Raw genomic sequence first — 408 nt, 5'->3', positions numbered from 1 at the left:
TTCGCCGGGGGTGTCGGCCAGCCCCAGCAACGTGCCCAACGGAATCAACACCCCGACCTCGACGCGGATCGGGTCGTCGTCGCGGTGGCGGCCCAGCAGTATGTCGGTGAGGACGTCGGCGCGGCGTTCGTCCATACTCCGGACATCCGCCGCGTCGCCGGCGCGGCGGGCCAACGCGTCGATGCGCTGGTAGGCGGCCTGGGCGTCGGGGGCGGCCAGGAACGCCGAGAGTTCGGCCATTCCGTCGTCCAAGGGTTGGAGGCCGACCCGGCGCCCTCGGCGTTGGAGTTCGTGGCGTTGTGCGGCGCCGTCGGGGTCGACGGCGAGTACCGCGCGGCGCAGCGCCTGGCGGAACACCGCGTGGCTGGCCCGTCCGCCCCGGGCGAGGATTGTGGTTTCGACGGCGGT

1 protein-coding gene is annotated in these 408 nt (G+C 73.3%); it reads right to left on the bottom strand.

All coding sequences use genetic code 11. The features are described from left to right. On the bottom strand, positions 1–408 hold a 408-nt coding region (locus U9977_RS04180; RefSeq protein ID WP_322747825.1), incomplete at both ends, for a DUF222 domain-containing protein.

The organism is Protofrankia sp. Cas8, assembly GCF_963555845.1.
GTDB lineage: Bacteria > Actinomycetota > Actinomycetes > Frankiales > Frankiaceae > Protofrankia.
The sequence above is the reverse complement of the archived record's forward strand: the minus strand, read 5'-3'. Positions and strand labels throughout refer to the sequence as shown.